The sequence below is a fragment of the Desulfurella sp. genome (assembly GCF_023256235.1).
Taxonomy (GTDB): Bacteria; Campylobacterota_A; Desulfurellia; order Desulfurellales; family Desulfurellaceae; genus Desulfurella.
Genome location: NZ_JAGDWY010000041.1, coordinates 5,415 through 7,414 on the forward strand (window position 1 = coordinate 5,415; position 2,000 = coordinate 7,414).

Annotated in this window: 2 protein-coding genes; both read left to right on the plus strand. The window is 29.9% G+C overall.

The window, feature by feature from the left end; genetic code table 11:
- The first annotated feature begins 375 nt into the window (after positions 1-375).
- Positions 376-1,233 (plus strand): zinc metalloprotease HtpX, encoded by an 858-nt coding sequence (gene htpX / locus Q0C22_RS04210; RefSeq protein ID WP_291491863.1) that lies wholly within the window; start codon positions 376-378, stop codon positions 1,231-1,233.
- A gap of 30 nt (positions 1,234-1,263) precedes the next feature.
- A partial coding sequence (locus tag Q0C22_RS04215) for a D-alanyl-D-alanine carboxypeptidase family protein (protein ID WP_367172098.1) occupies positions 1,264-2,000 on the plus strand: 737 nt, incomplete at its 3' end.

Genomic DNA, 2,000 nt, shown 5'->3' on the forward strand with positions numbered 1-2,000 from the left:
AAGAAAGATTTTTTACTCAAAAAAATTTGGAATTTTTTGCTTGAAAAATTAAATATTTAATACTATCGCAAAACAAAAACTTTTCATATTATAAATTTTCTGTAAAAAATTTTAATAGTATCAGTAATTTAATGTGAATTACAACTAAATTTTTTGTTATTTATTTAATTTTTTACTTATATGTATAGTACGCTACAGATTACAATTAACATTTTTTACACAAATTGTCTATATTTTTTTCATAAAATTGAGCATATACTAAAATAATTTAAAATAGGAGGTAAAAGTTATGAAAATGAATTATAAAAATGTAAACAATGAACTTTAAAAAAAGAATGTGTTTTTAGTTGAATTATTTAAAAGGAGGGAGGAGATATGAATTACTTTAAAACATTTATGCTGATGTTTGCGCTTACTGTATTGCTTATGCTGGTAGGTGATGCTATTGGTGGCACTCAAGGTTTGATTATAGCTTTAATTTTTGCAGGGATCATGAATTTTATAACTTATTGGTTTTCTGACAAAATTGTTTTGAAAGCTTATCATGCAATAGAAGCTAATCAACATCAATACCCTCAGCTTTACTCGATTGTAAACAATTTGGCACAAAAGGCAAACTTGCCAATGCCAAAAATTTATGTGGTTAATAGCAATACACCAAATGCTTTTGCAACAGGTAGAAACCCAAAAAATGCAACAATATGCGTTACAACTGGAATATTAAATTTATTAAATACTAATGAATTATCTGGTGTTTTAGGTCATGAGTTAACTCACGTTAAAAATAGAGATATCTTGACTGCTACATTAGCTGCTACAATAGCTGGAGCAATAAGTTATTTAGCATGGATGGCTCAATGGTCAGCTATATTTGGAGGCATGGGAAATAATAGAAGAAATAACAATATGTTTGGTTTGCTATTTGTAGCTATCCTAACGCCTATAATAGCTACAATCATTCAACTTGCCATATCAAGACAAAGGGAATACGCAGCCGATAAGGGCGGGGCAATTTTGTCTGGAAATCCTATGTATTTAGCCAGCGCTTTAAAGAAGTTAGAATCAGGAAACAAACTTTCACCAATGTCAAACACACATTTTTCTCAGACAACTGCTCATATGTTTATAGTAAATCCATTTAAAGGAGAAACATTTAAAAGTTTATTTAGTACACATCCACCAATTGAAAAAAGAATTGAGCGTCTAGAGAATATGAAGATTGAAATAGATTAAATAAATTAAATAAATTTTTGGGGATGATTTATGTTTAAATCTCATAAAAAACACCACTTTTTTTTGGTTTTTGTTATAGGTATAATAGTGGTAGCTATTTTAGGTTTATTTAAGGCATTAACGCTTACAAATAAGCCTCGTTTATTGCTTAATATACCAAAATCTTATCATGCAGTTGGTAATTTAAACATAAAATGGCCTTATGGAACAGAAGGCGCTATAATGATCGATCGTTATGGAATTATTTCACAAACGCCACATCAACAACCTATACCTATTGCTAGTGTAGCTAAAATAATGACAGCTTATTTGATTCTTAAAAATCATCCATTACATTTAGGTCAGAATGGACCAGATATAACCATTACAAAAAATGATGTTAAAATATACAAGAATGATTTAAAAAATCAACAATCAGTTTTGAAAATAGCAGCAAATGAAAAACTCAGCGAGAAGCAGCTTTTGGAAGGTTTATTATTGCCTTCTGGCAACGATTGCGCAACTTTATTAGCAAAATGGGACGATGGAACCGTCAAAGCATTTGTAAATAAGATGAATAAAATGGCTAAACTTTTAAATATGAATCATACTCACTATGCAGATCCTGCTGGCGTAAGACTTTATACCGTTAGTACTGCAAATGATCAGTTAAAGCTTGCACAAAAAGTTATGCAAATCAGAGAATTTAGATATCTGGTATCAAAACCACAGGCAACTTTACCTGTTGCTGGTACTGTTTACAATGTAGATTACGATTTAGGTAAAGA